General features: G+C 42.6%; 11 protein-coding genes and 13 tRNA genes. 5 read left to right on the plus strand and 19 right to left on the minus strand.

Translation table 11 applies throughout. The annotated features are described in order from the left end of the window. Nucleotides 1–367 precede the first annotated feature (367 nt). Entirely contained in the window at nucleotides 368–841 is a 474-nt protein-coding gene (locus tag AT864_RS00230; protein WP_066145300.1) for a CBO0543 family protein, read from the plus strand. A gap of 564 nt (nucleotides 842–1,405) precedes the next feature. On the opposite strand, the gene AT864_RS00235 is transcribed toward AT864_RS00230, so the two are convergent. The 3 genes from AT864_RS00235 to AT864_RS00245 are packed head-to-tail and all read right to left on the minus strand — an operon-like array spanning nucleotide 1,406 to nucleotide 3,146. After that, nucleotides 1,406–2,194, minus strand: coding sequence for a YhfC family intramembrane metalloprotease (locus tag AT864_RS00235; protein ID WP_066145303.1), 789 nt, complete (start codon nucleotides 2,192–2,194; stop codon nucleotides 1,406–1,408). 35 nt (nucleotides 2,195–2,229) lie between these two features. After that, nucleotides 2,230–2,871: an SdpI family protein gene (locus tag AT864_RS00240; RefSeq protein WP_066145306.1), complete on the minus strand. Its 642-nt coding sequence runs from the start codon at nucleotides 2,869–2,871 to the stop codon at nucleotides 2,230–2,232. Then, entirely contained in the window at nucleotides 2,868–3,146 is a 279-nt protein-coding gene (locus AT864_RS00245; RefSeq protein WP_044745815.1) for an autorepressor SdpR family transcription factor, read from the minus strand. Before AT864_RS00245 ends, AT864_RS00240 begins: the two co-directional genes overlap by 4 nt. Nucleotides 3,147–3,504: 358 nt before the next feature. Between AT864_RS00245 and AT864_RS00250 the strand changes: the two genes are divergently transcribed. Together AT864_RS00250 and AT864_RS00255 are read left to right on the plus strand one after the other, a co-directional pair. Further along, nucleotides 3,505–3,777: a helix-turn-helix domain-containing protein gene (locus AT864_RS00250; RefSeq protein WP_044745828.1), complete on the plus strand. Its 273-nt coding sequence runs from the start codon at nucleotides 3,505–3,507 to the stop codon at nucleotides 3,775–3,777. A gap of 58 nt (nucleotides 3,778–3,835) precedes the next feature. Continuing rightward, on the plus strand, nucleotides 3,836–5,077 hold the full coding sequence (locus tag AT864_RS00255; RefSeq protein ID WP_066145308.1) for an aminopeptidase: 1,242 nt from the start codon (nucleotides 3,836–3,838) through the stop codon (nucleotides 5,075–5,077). A 198-nt stretch (nucleotides 5,078–5,275) separates the two neighbouring features. On the opposite strand, the gene AT864_RS00260 is transcribed toward AT864_RS00255, so the two are convergent. Then, nucleotides 5,276–5,548: a hypothetical protein gene (locus tag AT864_RS00260; protein WP_044745813.1), complete on the minus strand. Its 273-nt coding sequence runs from the start codon at nucleotides 5,546–5,548 to the stop codon at nucleotides 5,276–5,278. Between the two features lie 249 nt (nucleotides 5,549–5,797). Then, entirely contained in the window at nucleotides 5,798–5,998 is a 201-nt protein-coding gene (gene cspD / locus AT864_RS00265; protein ID WP_044745812.1) for a cold-shock protein CspD, read from the minus strand. Between the two features lie 716 nt (nucleotides 5,999–6,714). Here cspD and AT864_RS00270 point away from each other — a divergent pair. Continuing rightward, nucleotides 6,715–8,220 (plus strand): flavin monoamine oxidase family protein, encoded by a 1,506-nt coding sequence (locus tag AT864_RS00270; RefSeq protein ID WP_066145311.1) that lies wholly within the window; start codon nucleotides 6,715–6,717, stop codon nucleotides 8,218–8,220. Nucleotides 8,221–8,438: 218 nt separating this feature from the next. Here AT864_RS00270 and AT864_RS00275 read toward each other — a convergent pair. The 13 genes from AT864_RS00275 to AT864_RS00330 all read right to left on the minus strand — a co-directional run bounded on the left by AT864_RS00275 (nucleotide 8,439) and on the right by AT864_RS00330 (nucleotide 9,964). After that, nucleotides 8,439–8,512: transfer RNA gene (locus tag AT864_RS00275), tRNA-Arg, on the minus strand. Between the two features lie 99 nt (nucleotides 8,513–8,611). Beyond that, nucleotides 8,612–8,709 (minus strand) — tRNA-Arg (locus tag AT864_RS17805). Between the two features lie 5 nt (nucleotides 8,710–8,714). After that, nucleotides 8,715–8,785 (minus strand) — tRNA-Cys (locus tag AT864_RS00280). 5 nt (nucleotides 8,786–8,790) lie between these two features. Next, a tRNA-Gly gene (locus AT864_RS00285) sits at nucleotides 8,791–8,862 on the minus strand. A 3-nt stretch (nucleotides 8,863–8,865) separates the two neighbouring features. Continuing rightward, a tRNA-Gln gene (locus AT864_RS00290) sits at nucleotides 8,866–8,940 on the minus strand. A gap of 21 nt (nucleotides 8,941–8,961) precedes the next feature. Continuing rightward, nucleotides 8,962–9,034: transfer RNA gene (locus AT864_RS00295), tRNA-His, on the minus strand. 12 nt (nucleotides 9,035–9,046) lie between these two features. Next, nucleotides 9,047–9,120: transfer RNA gene (locus AT864_RS00300), tRNA-Trp, on the minus strand. 3 nt (nucleotides 9,121–9,123) lie between these two features. Then, nucleotides 9,124–9,208, minus strand: a tRNA-Tyr gene (locus AT864_RS00305). Nucleotides 9,209–9,220: 12 nt separating this feature from the next. Then, nucleotides 9,221–9,293: transfer RNA gene (locus AT864_RS00310), tRNA-Phe, on the minus strand. Between the two features lie 292 nt (nucleotides 9,294–9,585). Then, nucleotides 9,586–9,675: transfer RNA gene (locus tag AT864_RS00315), tRNA-Ser, on the minus strand. 6 nt (nucleotides 9,676–9,681) lie between these two features. Beyond that, nucleotides 9,682–9,754: transfer RNA gene (locus AT864_RS00320), tRNA-Ala, on the minus strand. 11 nt (nucleotides 9,755–9,765) lie between these two features. Then, nucleotides 9,766–9,842, minus strand: a tRNA-Pro gene (locus tag AT864_RS00325). A 50-nt stretch (nucleotides 9,843–9,892) separates the two neighbouring features. Beyond that, nucleotides 9,893–9,964 (minus strand) — tRNA-Gly (locus tag AT864_RS00330). A gap of 294 nt (nucleotides 9,965–10,258) precedes the next feature. On the opposite strand from AT864_RS00330, the gene AT864_RS00335 reads away from it, so the two are divergent. Next, nucleotides 10,259–10,540: a hypothetical protein gene (locus AT864_RS00335; protein WP_066145315.1), complete on the plus strand. Its 282-nt coding sequence runs from the start codon at nucleotides 10,259–10,261 to the stop codon at nucleotides 10,538–10,540. Between the two features lie 44 nt (nucleotides 10,541–10,584). Here AT864_RS00335 and AT864_RS00340 read toward each other — a convergent pair whose 3' ends face one another. Beyond that, complete coding sequence (locus AT864_RS00340) at nucleotides 10,585–12,891, minus strand: bifunctional diguanylate cyclase/phosphodiesterase (protein WP_066145323.1); 2,307 nt, start codon at nucleotides 12,889–12,891, stop codon at nucleotides 10,585–10,587. Nucleotides 12,892–12,980 lie beyond the last annotated feature (89 nt).

Below are 12,980 nucleotides of genomic sequence, written 5' to 3' on the forward strand. Positions count from 1 at the left end.
CATTGATACAACGGCCTTTCATTTTTCTAAAACTAATTATATCATAACACACAAAAAAAGAGACCACTTTAGGCTACGCCTAACCGAAATTCATCTCCCACTTTCACTTCGTTTAGAAGTGGGAGACTTCTTTCGGAAAGATGTTAAAAATTTATTATATCAAAAAATATTTTTCGTCAATATTTTAATTCGTTCCTCCATTTCCAATGAACCTTCCTTAACCCACACTCGGTTAAGAGGAGGGAGATTTCGTATATGGATCGTATCATACGAAGGCTATAGCAGCCATCGTTTATAAATATTCATGAATTCTTCAAACTCGGGCATACTAAACAAAGACAAAACGATTTTAGGAGAGAAGCATGCCATGGACAAACTGATTTTATGGGCATTGCTGTTTCTTGGCATCGCCTTATTGCTCTTTAGTTTCATCAGAAAACCGTTGCTCATCAAAAACTCTTTGCTCGCCTTTTTAATTCAAGCATACTTTTCTACCTTTTTTGGTGTCATTGTCGTCGAAACCCATACGCTTGACTACCCTGTCCGATTTTTACCCGAGTATTTCGATACGAGCATTTTATTTGAATATGTATTATTTCCTGTTGTTTGTGTTTACTTTTATCAAACATCGCTTCGTTCATCATTTTTAGGGATCGTTGGCCAAAGCCTATTGTATACAGCAGCTATGACCGTGATTGAAGTATTATGTGAGAAACATACGGATTTAATTGAATATTACACATGGAAATGGTGGTATTCATTTGTGACGATGTTTTTATTAACGATGTTTGTCCGAAGCATTATGCTATGGGTCGACCATAACAAACTATCGAGGGAATAAAGGAAAAAGATGAGAGAATACCATCTATCGTTCTGTATGGGGGATTGTGAGCGAAATCAATAAATGCTCCAGTCATTTCGCTTCTAATCCCTCCGCTGTCTGGAAAGCCCTTGGCGGACAAGGCACGCGGACGAGCGAAGGCAGTAAGGCAGAGTGAAAGCGTCTATCAACCATTTTTCATGTATTAAAGAGGAGGCATAGAAAAGAAAAACGGTATTTCACCTGTCATATCATCGCTGATTCTCTGCCTCTCCCTGATAAAATGGGCTGAGCTCCAAACATTTGTCTGGTCTGCAGCCCATTTTATCGCGGTTTCAAAACAGCAGCGAATCACTCAAAATTCTAAATACTCCACTATTAACCTCTATTAATTGCACACTTTCACCATTTTCAGGATATTTTTGCATCTTTTTTATCCTGCTTTACTTCGATTGACAAGTGTTTGCAAATATTCTTCACCGTTTTTCATTCGTCGAACTTATGAGGAAGCGCAGCACGGCTAAAATTAGCATGCTTCAGCGGCACAAGAAACTAAGCACAATCATCGCCTTCCCTCAATTCCAATCAGCCTTGTTCCTTTACAAACTGCGTTTTCACCCTTCTCGTCCAGATCAGGGCAATGATAGCGAATATAAACGCGACACCTTCAACAAGCCAAATGTTCGTAACAGCTTTCACTTGATACAGCGCCGGAGCGACATCCATCAGTGCGTGAAGCAAAATCGCATAAATCACATAGCGAAACTGACGTCTGCGCACCCCGAACAGCACAAGAAGCGACATCGCAATATGAAAGGAAAGAGCAAAAAGCCGTTCAAAACCGCCAAGCATATACATAGCAAATGTCGTCTGCTGTACTTGCTGCTTCAGCAGCGCTGCCTGATCTGCTGATAAAGAAGCAGCGATCACTTGCTCGAAGGCCCCTGATTGAATTAAGTTGGTCAAAATCCAAGCATTGACTGCACCTATTCCGCCAATAAGAATCGCTTCAATGCCGCCATGTCCGATACCAAACGATAGTCCATCCTGATAATCGTGATGTCTCTTCAACAGCCAGCGAAAGCCGAGATAGCGCCCCATCTCTTCAAATATTCCGGCAGCCAACGTTGCATATACTACAAATAAAAACGGATTGTCCGTCCATTTGAGCGATGGGCCAGTAGGGTCAATCACCGCAACATGAAGCAATTTTTCTAGAATTTGCGAAAACAAAATGAAGATGAGAATCCCTACACCTAAAGGCTTCCAGGACAGCCAGCCTTTTCTTCTCCCATAAATCACTAGACCAATTGGAATAAACACCGAAATAATAAATTGAACAATAATCCCTGCCATACTTCCTGCCACGATCATACTCCTCTCTCTTCCCTGCTCTTATTTTTCCACCATCAATGGCCGCTTTGTTCTTTTCGGAAATACAAATACGACTGAATGACCAAATAGAGGACGCCAGCCATCACCGCGATGATAAACGTGAAAAAGCGCCACGCTCCTTCGATAAACACCGTCATCGTCAGAATCATGCCGAGCAGCACAAATACTTTCCCGCCTAAACGATGGGTTTTATTCCATACAGTTTCATTTGCTAACGTCCAAGGTGTCCGAATGCCAATAAAATAGTTAGGCTTCATTTTCGGCATATAATTTCCTAGCACAATAAACAGCAGGCCGATTCCAAGCGGCACAAACAAATTGACATCGACAGGGAAGCCGAGATTGTAGGCAAGCGTTACAACATGAAGAGCGAAAAAGAAAAGAACAAGCACAACAAGAATCACTTGGTAGCTTCCTTTAAAACTCTCATAATTTTTACGTTTTGGATCCATCTTTGGCATTACGTTCATTAAGATGACAACGGCAGTGATCAATACCGGCGACAGAAAGGCGCCAAACCATTTGCTGCTGTAGCCATCCACTTCTCCCTCTGCGTTCCAATGGGTAGCGACTTGGTCAGGCAAATAAAAAATAGCGGCAATGCTCAATACATAACTTAAAACGGTTAAGATGACCGCAATCCGGTTCGACCTCATGAGCCCTTCCCTCCTTTATCAAAAAAATCGTAAAACCAGCTCATCAAGTCTTGAAACACAGTGGTGTTCAAAGAATAATAAATATGCTGCCCAACCCGTCTATCTTGAACGAGATCGGCCTGCTTCAAAATTTTTAAATGATGTGATACGCTGGGCTTTTGCATTTCGAAATGAGAAGCAATCTCCCCAGCTGTTAAGTCCCCCTTTCTTAACAAAGTAAGAATTTGTCTTCGCGTCGGATCAGCGATTGCTTTAAATGCTTCGTTAAAAGACAATGGTTACATCACCTTTCGATATGATGTAGTTCAATATTTAGAAAATCATCTAAATATAAAACAAAAAAATATTTAGATATTCTTCTAATTTTAATTATATTCTATTTTGTATATATTTGTAAAGAACCATTTTTAGCTGGAGCCTCCTGTCTCTAAACGGAGAATAAACGGAGGGGGAATCAAAAGTGTTCTCCCATGTTTTTCCCTTGTTTTCAGTTGATAAGATCCTCTATTTATGAGAAAATACTACGAAGAAGCAGAACGTTTGCACGGATAGAAGGTGAAAGTTTTGAAAGGGCTTAAAAAGAAAACGGGTTCATGCCACTCATCAAACCTTTGCCCTAAGTTTGAAGCCGCGATGACGTTACTAAGCAAACGGTGGATTGGCTTAATTATCAGCCAATTATTAGAAGGGAAAACAAGATTTTCGGAAATCGAAGCCGCCATGCCGATTAGCGGCAAGCTGCTATCGGAACGGCTTAAAGAATTAGAAGAGGCCGGTATTGTCGAGCGCAACGTCTATCCCGAGACTCCGGTGCGCATTGAATATGTATTGACAGCAAAAGGACAAGCGTTACAGCCCGTCATTGAGGCTATCGAGCAATGGGCGCAAGCTTGGGAGAAAGACTAAAGATGGATTGTCATACAAACTTGCGATCTGATGTTAAAGTGAAGAGGAGGATTTGGTTATGGAACATTTGGAACAATCTCTTGATAAATATGCGGCACTTGCTGTTCATATTGGCGTCAATATTCAAAAAGGACAAACGCTCGTTGTCAATGCTCCGCTCGATGCTGCCGTGCTTGTTCGCAAAATCGCCAAAAAAGCCTATGAAGCCGGAGCCAAGCACGTATATGTCGAATGGAGCGACGAAGAATTGCAATATATTAAATATAAGCATGCACCAGATGAAGCGTTTTCCGAATATCCGATGTGGCGGGCGCAAGGCATGGAAGAGATGGCGAGAGAAGGAGCAGCCTTTCTTTCCATTTATTCTCCTAATCCCGATCTATTAAAGGATGTCGATCCGAAGCGCATCGCGACATTTGCGAGAACATCTTCTCAAGCACTGCAAAATTACCGCAGCGCTTTGATGTCCGACCAAAACTGCTGGTCCATTATCTCCGTCCCAACGGCAGCCTGGGCGAAAAAAATATTTCCTGATTTATCGGAGCAAGCGGCGATCGACAAGCTGTGGGAGGTTATTTTTCAAGTAACACGCGTGCACGAAGAAGATCCAATCCAAGCTTGGGAAAAGCATAATCAAAAGCTGGCCAAAATGGTGGATTATTTAAATCAGAAGCAATACAAACAGCTGATCTACACAGCTCCAGGCACGGATTTAACGATTGAGCTTGTCGAAAACCACATCTGGCACGGCGGAGCGTCAACCAGTGAAAGCGGCATTCGCTTTAATCCAAACATCCCAACTGAAGAAGTATTTACAATGCCGCACAGAGACGGCGTAAACGGAACGGTCCGAAACACAAAACCGTTGAACTACGGCGGTAACGTCATTGACGGATTCACCCTTACATTTAAAGATGGAAAAGTCGTCGATTTTTCAGCAGAAACGGGCTATGAAACATTAAAGCATTTGCTCGAGACGGACGACGGAGCACGACATCTCGGAGAAGTGGCTCTCGTTCCACACCGTTCGCCGATTTCAGATTCTCATCTCATTTTTTATAACACACTATTTGATGAAAACGCGGCCTGCCACCTCGCTCTTGGGAAAGCCTATCCGACTAATATTCAAGGCGGAACATCCATGGCGAGAGAAGAACTGACCGTGCACGGCATCAACGACAGCCTCATCCATGAAGATTTCATGATCGGCTCCGCCGAATTGAACATCGACGGCGTCACCAAAGATGGCAAGCGCGAACCGATTTTCCGCAACGGCAATTGGGCGTTTAATCCAGAATAAAAAATCCATACCATACAAAATAGGATGACGCTTTTATTTCTGTCTTCCTCTAAAAAATATAAGCCGCGGCCCTTTCATACGAAAGGTCGCGGCTGTCTATATGTTATACGGCGAATGATTCTTTCCTCGTTTTAACAGATACAAAATAAAAAGGGAGCTTCTTTCCCCAAGCAGTCCCTGTCATGATTCAGCCACTTTTTATTTGCCGTTTTGTTTCTCTTCTTTGTAAGTTTTATGATAAAGCTTTAGCCTCTCTAGTTCTTCCCGGTAATGCAATAGACGCTTCCGCAGCTCCTTCGTCTGGCTCGGCGTGACCACTTTTCCTTCTAAACTTTTTCCCGTTCTTAGTGCTTGCTTCACTTCTTCCCTCATGGTCACAAGCTTTTGTCCCGTCTCTCTTACTGTTTTTGTTTTATAAGTCCGCATCATCTTAATCAACATACTTTTCGCATCGTCCGCTTTGTTATTCAACTCTCCACCTCCAAAATTGGCCCTTCTTCGCTATGGTCCCATTCCATCATTTCTAATGGAAATCCGTATCCAACAGACTATACCAATATCCGGCATGGCTGTTTCCGATTTTGGTCAATGCTGGCTGAACGCGCTTGTTCTTCATCAGATCCGAAAGGCGGTTCCTATCAAACAAATACGTAAAACTTAAGAAAATAAAAAAGGAGGGCTGTAAAAAAAGAAAAAGCAGCCCACCCTTTCGCATCTCAATTAGCTTTTTCTTACGTTCGTCGCTTGAGGGCCACGGTTACCTTGCTCCACTTCAAAAGTAACTTCTTGGCCTTCCTCTAAAGATTTAAAGCCTTCGCCTTGGATCGCTGAGAAATGGACAAATACGTCCGGACCGCCTTCAACCTCGATGAATCCAAAACCTTTGTCAGCGTTAAACCATTTTACTTTACCATTTTGCATGAAAAAAATCCTCCTAAAATGTACCTTAATGCACATATCCATTTTTTAACCATTTCACAAGTAATAAAAAGACATTAAAAACTGCAACCTCTGAGGAGATTTAACCTTGCCATCCCCTTTGAAGCTACAGCATGTTTAAATCCCTATTGTATTAAAAGTAAAATGGTTTAAAATCACTATAACATACTTTTTATATAAAAGCAAAACATTTTACCAACTTTTTCACTTGATGACTGCTGTTTCCTTCAAGCAGCGAGCATCCCCCCTCTCCTCTATCACTTAAAGACCGAATAAATGGCGTCTATAAAGCCCGCGTTTTTCACACATGAAACAACGCCGCTTTCAGCTTCATTCATGTTTCGGTGAAGCGGTGTTGTTCAACCATCCGACGGCTAAAAACATCCCAAGCTTCCCTTTGTTGCACATGTTAACATAGCAAGGGATATGTCATTTCATGCAGATAAGCTCTCTTTCCTTGTATACTTTTTAAATGAATCGCTTCTGCACCCAAACAGCAAAATCATGCGCTTTCCAGCAATTAAAGACACACGGAACGCCGTTTGAAAATACGAGTTAATCGCACGATCCCTGAGCAAAGATGAGCATAAGCATGTGCATTTTTTTATCATATATGTACTTTCCTTCCGAATACGATAAGTAATAAAGCTTTTCTTCATGAACAGCGCGAGAATTTCCCATAAAAAAGGGGGGAAAGTATGTATAGCTATGTGTTTCCAAAGCTATCCACGGAAAAAATGCTTTCCATTATTAGGAATGGACTAAAGAAAACGGACGATCCTAAAAAAGTCATTGTGATCGGCGCGGGCATGGCGGGACTTGTTTCTGCTTCTTTGCTGAAGCAGGCGGGACATCAGGTCACCATTCTTGAAGCCTCGGAACGAGTCGGCGGAAGAATATACACGATCCGCTCTAATTTTCGCGGAGAGGATCAATATCTCGAAGCAGGCGCCATGCGCATTCCGCACACTCATTATTTAACGCTTGAATATATTAAAAAATTTAAGCTCCCTGTCAATCCGTTCATCAATAGCACACCTAACGATTGGCTTTACTTGCGGGGAACGCAGGCTCGTTTAAAAGCATACGAAAAAGATCCAAGCATCTTCGGATTTCCTGTTTGGCCACAAGAGCGAGGAAAAACTGCTACTGAACTGTTGCAAATGGCTATTAAACCCGTCATCGATTTTATTCAGAAAAATCCAATCAAAAATTGGCCGATTGCCATTCGTGAATTGGATAAATATTCACTGGATACTTACTTGCGATACAATCCTTTTGGAATGAGGCTGTCCCGCGGCGCTATTGATATGATTAAATCCATTCAGACAGTAGAAGGATTTCCAGAGCTTTCTTTTTTGGAAATGCTGCGCGAATTAATGGTGCTATTTACCCCAAACATTAAATTTTATGAGATTACTGGCGGAAACGATCAGCTTCCTAAAGCGTTTGTCCCACAATTGCAAAATGATATTTTATATGGACAAAAGGTTCGAAAAATTGAACAAAATCAAAATCAGGTTACCGTCCATTCCGTGCATACCAAAATTTTAGAGCCATTTCAAATTACAGGCGATCTCGTCATTGTGACCATTCCATTTTCGATTTTACAATTTGTAGAGATCGAGCCAAGAAACTCTTTTTCCCAAAACAAGTGGAAAGCGATTCGCGAGCTTCACTATGTCGGTTCCACGAAAACTGGTATTCAATTTAAACATCGTTTCTGGGAAAAAGAAGGAATGTTTGGCGGTCGAACCATCTCTGATCTTCCAATTACTTATACTCAATATCCAAGCCACGGACTGGGAAGCTCTGGTCCAGGAGTTGTACTGGCCAGCTACACATGGGAAGACGATACGATACCATGGGATAGTTTAAGTGATGAAAATCGGCTAGAGTATACCCTTAAAAACTTGGCTGTTATTCATGGACAGCAGGTTTATCATGAGTTCGAAACAGGAATTAGCCATAGTTGGGTTCGTTATCCGTATTCTGGAGGGGCGTTTACGATGTTTAAGCCCGAGCAAGTCACTGAGCTTTCGCAATATATCGGTTCTCCCGAAGGAAGAGTCTATTTTGCAGGAGAACACGCTTCAACGGTTCACGGGTGGATCCAAGGGGCGATTGAGTCGGGAATTTGTACAGCATACGAAGTCCATAAAGTGCCAAAATCCTACCTTGAAGCGCAAACCACGCTAAAATAATCAAGGGGCCATATAGAAGCAACCAATGATCCAACGCGCAAACTGCAGCTTCAATAAAAATACGGCTTCCCTTCAAATCGCTCAATATGTTACGATTTCAGAACTCAGAGCTATCTAAAGCAACAACTACAAAAGACCAATCGAACTAACCTGAAGCAAAAGAGCTGCTTTTGCTCATTAAAAAAGGGGTTCCTTTTATAGGAAACCCCTTTTTTCAGCGTCCCAGGAGAGACTCGAACTCCCGACCGACGGCTTAGAAGGCCGCTGCTCTATCCTGCTGAGCTACTGGGACATCATCCTAAGCTTCTGTCACAAGCAATTTTCTATGCCTCTTTCATTTGTTCGAAAAACAGAGCAATGAGACGGTTCGTCGATCCATTGGACCGCCACAAGCGGGTGACGGGACTCGAACCCACGACATCAGCAACTCGTCACATATTCAATGACGTATCGCTCGTGGCTGAAGTTTTGCCACTAAACTGCACTCGCAACAAAGGCGGCACCCGGATTCGAACCGGGGGTAAAGGTTTTGCAGACCTCTGCCTTACCACTTGGCTATGCCGCCATCAAAGCGGAAGACGGGACTCGAACCCGCGACCCCCACCTTGGCAAGGTGGTGTTCTACCACTGAACTACTTCCGCATTTGGCTGGGGTAGCTGGATTCGAACCAACGCATCACGGAGTCAAAGTCCGTTGCCTTACCGCTTGGCTATACCCCAATCCTCTTCATATTCAAAAGGGGCGACTAGTGGGAATCGAACCCACGAATGCCAGAGCCACAATCTGGTGCGTTAACCACTTCGCCATAGCCGCCATGCTGTAAAATGGCAGGGGCAGTAGGAATCGAACCCACACCGGAGGTTTTGGAGACCTCTGTTCTACCATTAAACTATGCCCCTAACTGGTGGAGGGGGACGGATTCGAACCGCCGAACCCACAGGGAGCGGATTTACAGTCCGCCGCGTTTGGCCACTTCGCTACCCCTCCAGCTATAAAAAATGGCTCGAGACGGAATCGAACCGCCGACACAAGGATTTTCAGTCCTTTGCTCTACCGACTGAGCTATCGAGCCATGATACGATGTATATTGGTCCTATGTTTATATCGCCTTTCTCTTTCCATTCGCATCCGTACATTAAAACATGGTGCAGAACAGCTATTTTGTCAATATGACATAGGCGACGGGTCATTGATCAAACATTCCAGATAAGTTGACCATAAATCCCCTTTACTTTCCTATACAACAAAGCGAATTCACCGAAAACAGTTAAACATATGTATGTCTTTAAAATTATTGCAATAAAACTTCTATGATTCCGCTATCACTTATATGTATGACATCTAATCATGCGATATGTATAGGACGGAGGAGGAGGGATTCGAACCCCCGCGGGCTGTGACACCCCTATCGGTTTTCGAAACCGACCCCTTCAGCCAGACTTGGGTACTCCTCCATTCGATGGAGCCTATCGGGATCGAACCGATGACCTCCTGCGTGCAAAGCAGGCGCTCTCCCAGCTGAGCTAAGGCCCCAAAAATGAAACTGGTCGGGAAGACAGGATTTGAACCTGCGACCTCATGGACCCGAACCATGTGCTCTACCAAGCTGAGCTACTTCCCGCTCTAAAGCAACCGTTCACATATGAGCACTGATTACAAAGATCCTTTTGAAGCGGAAGACGGGACTCGAACCCGCGACCCCCACCTTGGCAAGGTGGTGTTCTACCACTGAACTACTTCCGCATGCTTAAAAACGTAAGCAAGTATTATTATAATAAAACAAGTGAGATTGTCAATATGATTTTTTTCAAGCCGTCACTATCTATATTTAAATAGCGACGATTTTTATTTTATATCGATACAAATAATTTGTCAATATATTTTTTAAGGAAAAACGGCCAAAAACAACCGTCACTAGCCTTTGCCTAAATTAACGCCTTAGAGCCATTCACATTCGGAATAATCTGTTTTTATGATTTTATCATACAATCGTTGTATAATGAATTTTGTACTTTTGCGCAACAAAGGGGGATCTCTATGGCTGCATTTATGCATTTGTTTGAAGCTTATCGATCACTTTGGTCCAATCGCTCGCTCAACAAAGAGGAAGAGCTGACAGAGGAAAGATGTAAGGCGCTCATTCATGAAGCGATTGAAAAAGAGCTGAGAGATGAAATGACTCATCCACGCGTTCGTCAAGCTCCAGAGGTGAAATTTCATTATGCTGTTAAACGCATTATGGCTTCGCCGTTAGCCAATGAAACAAAATTGGCGCTTATTGAACTCCATTTAGACGTGATGGAATACGTTCAGCGATAGCCTTGGACACCCTATCGCCTCCCTCTTTCCTTTGTTTGGGGAGGCTATTTTAAATACACTTTTTCAAATTCTTCCTTTACTAACGGTTTTCCCAGAACATATCCTTGAATTTCATCACAATGAAGAGAACGAAGAATTTGCAGCTGTTGAAATGTTTCCACGCCTTCAGCAATCACGCGCAGCTTCAAATTTTTCGCTAAACCGATAACGGAAGCGACAATCGCTTGATCTTCCTCCGTTTGCGCAATTCCATCAATAAATACTTTGGCGATCTTTAAACGATGAATCGGAAATTTACGCAAATAGCTAAGAGAGCTATAACCTGTTCCAAAATCATCAATGGAAATATGAACTCCTAACGCTTTCAGCTGTTTAAGCTTTTGAATCGTGTGTTGCTCATTAAAAATGGCCACTCCTTCTGTGATTTCCAGATCCACGCTGTCTGCTGTCAAATTTGTTTTCTTCAAAATGGCCGTAATCTGTTCAACCAGCTTTTCCTGTAAAAACTGCTTAGGCGAGATATTGACACTGATTCTGAGCGCTCGTCCTGTCTGCTCATTCCATTGCTTCACTTGCCGGCACGCTTCTTCCATCACCCACTCGCCAATGGCGATAATCTGCCCTGTTTCTTCTGCAACAGGAATAAACATATGCGGAGGAATCAAGCCCGTTTGCGGATGATGCCAACGAATCAGCGCCTCCATGCCTATCATTTGACCTGTAGCGATATCAAATTGTGGTTGATAAAAAAGAGTAAATTCCCTCTGTTCAATTGCCTGATAGATCGCTGTTTCAATTATTGTTTTTTGCATGATTCCTTGATCCATCTTGCCATTAAAAAATTGATATTGGTTCTTTCCTTGTTCTTTAGCGCGAGATAACGCAATATCTGCCTTTTTCATCAGAGATTCTCCTGTTTCTCCATCATATGGAAAAACAGCGATTCCCATGCTCATAGAAACACGCATTTCCAGATCGTTAACCGGCAAAGGCTGTTTAGAAACAGATAAAATCGATTCAACGATCGAACGAAGGTGTTGGAGCTTATACACCGGCGAAACAATTAAGGCGAATTCATCGCCTCCCTGTCGCCCGATGACATCTGTTGGTCGAAGTGACTGCTTTAACCATTCTGTCATTTTCACCATAAGAGCATCCCCCGCTCGATGGCCAAAATAATGATTTACCTGCTTAAAACGATCTAAATCAATGAATATAACAGCGAGCAAATGATGCTGTTGCTTCGCTTCCTGGAGCGCCTGCTCAAGCGCCGCAATAAACGCACTTCGATTGAGCAGACGTGTTAAACAATCATGCCTCGCCAAATAAAGCAATTCCTCGGTCTTTCTTTCTGATTCCGTTGTCTGATTGACCAGCTTTTGCTCCAATCCTCTATTTAAAAGCTGCATGCTCCTAAATAATCGCGTACTCTCATACAAAGCAACAGCCTGCCGCATTATAACAAAGACGCCAATAGCCATAAAAATCACAGCAATCTCTCTAGCCTCACGCGCTTCTTCATGCAAAATGAAGAAAAAAATCGAAGGAATGAACGCCATATATAAGAACAAAACTTTAAATGACAAGAGACTTTTTTGATTTTTTAAGCACAGAAAGATCTCCCTATCAGCAAATACAGCTGACAGCCCCATCATCAATAAACCGGCAAAAATAAGAAAATCCAAAGAATGGCTTGGAGAGGAATAATCGAATAACAGCGTCCTTGCTCGATCCGTCCCATCCGCTGCTATCAAAAGGATAGCCCCTGCTATATGCCAGGCCAAAACAGGTTTTGCCGCTGAACTAGAAGAAAAAAATAAAATGCCTAATACATATGCAGTCGCTAATTCTAACAGAAAAATACTAGAGAAAATAAAAAGGTCGGAAACGGATAAATACGAAAGAGAGAACAACCGATTCAAACCAATCGAGCCTACTAACGCCCCAACGGAAACGATAATCAACACATCCAGCAGTTGCTGAAATAAATGGACTCTAGTTTCTTTCGCAGTTGCCAAATATAGAAGCGCGATAAAATACAAAATCATAGAAATTTCATCCAATCCATTAGTTTGCCATAAAAACCATTCCGTCTGTTTAACGGCCGTTTCATACAACAAGATGCTTTCACGAATCCAATAAGTCGACAGACTGATCAACAGCAGCAACCAAAACAGCCGCTGTTTCGGCCGCAAACGCCGATATGCTAGCCATATCCATACCAAAACGACAGATGTGCCACATATAGCAACCAAGATATGAACAATGGGATGGCGAATGAAAAAAAGACAGCAATAGTATAGAGCAAGATAGATCAAGCTAAAGGACACCCATCTCCATTTATTTTCCATCTATTTCATCCTCCTTTCTTTTCTATCATATGTCGCTTCTAGAAAAGCAGCTGGATGAATGATCACATCGCATAAAAAATAAGCAGAGA

This window comes from Anoxybacillus sp. P3H1B, from assembly GCF_001560855.1.
GTDB lineage: Bacteria > Bacillota > Bacilli > Bacillales > Anoxybacillaceae > Anoxybacteroides > Anoxybacteroides rupiense.

Excerpts from the sequence above, each read along its gene's own strand:
- AT864_RS00270 (WP_066145311.1), top strand. The coding sequence starts at position 6,715 with ATGTATAGCTATGTGTTTCCAAAGCTATCCACGGAAAAAATGCTTTCC.
- cspD (WP_044745812.1), bottom strand. The coding sequence starts at position 5,998 with ATGCAAAATGGTAAAGTAAAATGGTTTAACGCTGACAAAGGTTTTGGA.
- AT864_RS00340 (WP_066145323.1), bottom strand. The coding sequence starts at position 12,891 with ATGGAAAATAAATGGAGATGGGTGTCCTTTAGCTTGATCTATCTTGCT.
- AT864_RS00230 (WP_066145300.1), top strand. The coding sequence starts at position 368 with ATGGACAAACTGATTTTATGGGCATTGCTGTTTCTTGGCATCGCCTTA.
- AT864_RS00335 (WP_066145315.1), top strand. The coding sequence starts at position 10,259 with ATGGCTGCATTTATGCATTTGTTTGAAGCTTATCGATCACTTTGGTCC.
- AT864_RS00250 (WP_044745828.1), top strand. The coding sequence starts at position 3,505 with ATGACGTTACTAAGCAAACGGTGGATTGGCTTAATTATCAGCCAATTA.
- AT864_RS00235 (WP_066145303.1), bottom strand. The coding sequence starts at position 2,194 with ATGATCGTGGCAGGAAGTATGGCAGGGATTATTGTTCAATTTATTATT.
- AT864_RS00255 (WP_066145308.1), top strand. The coding sequence starts at position 3,836 with ATGGAACATTTGGAACAATCTCTTGATAAATATGCGGCACTTGCTGTT.
- AT864_RS00240 (WP_066145306.1), bottom strand. The coding sequence starts at position 2,871 with ATGAGGTCGAACCGGATTGCGGTCATCTTAACCGTTTTAAGTTATGTA.